Source organism: Cetobacterium sp. ZOR0034 (assembly GCF_000799075.1).
GTDB lineage: Bacteria > Fusobacteriota > Fusobacteriia > Fusobacteriales > Fusobacteriaceae > Cetobacterium_A.
In genome coordinates this window covers 1-330 of record NZ_JTLI01000117.1, presented here as the reverse complement: position 1 = coordinate 330, position 330 = coordinate 1, and the positions used below count along the sequence as shown (strand labels likewise).

Sequence of the window (330 nt, the reverse complement as noted above, 5' to 3'; positions counted from 1 at the left end):
TGATACCAACAAATGAAGAGATTGTTTTGAAAGAATTTATGGTTCCAGAAAACTTAACAACAGGAATTGATTTTGAAAAAGATTTAGATGTAGCATTAAATAATAGTTTATCAGCGAAATTAGCGATAAATAAAGTTGATTATGCAGCTGCCGAAAAGATTGTTGCGAGATCAAGTTTACTACCACAAGTAGATGCGTTTGCAACATACGGAACATCAAAAGAGAGCCACCATTTTGACAATAGCTTTGATAACGCAGAATGGAGAGGTGGAGTGAGTGTGAAGTGGGATGTATTCTCATTTGGAAGCACAATAGATCAGTATAGTGTAG

1 protein-coding gene is annotated in these 330 nt (G+C 35.2%); it reads left to right on the top strand.

Annotation, left to right across the window (positions count from 1 at the left end; genetic code table 11):
• Window positions 1–26 precede the first annotated feature (26 nt).
• Window positions 27–330, top strand: a 304-nt coding sequence (locus tag L992_RS13025) for a TolC family protein (RefSeq protein WP_197053446.1), incomplete at its 3' end; no start/stop codon positions are given.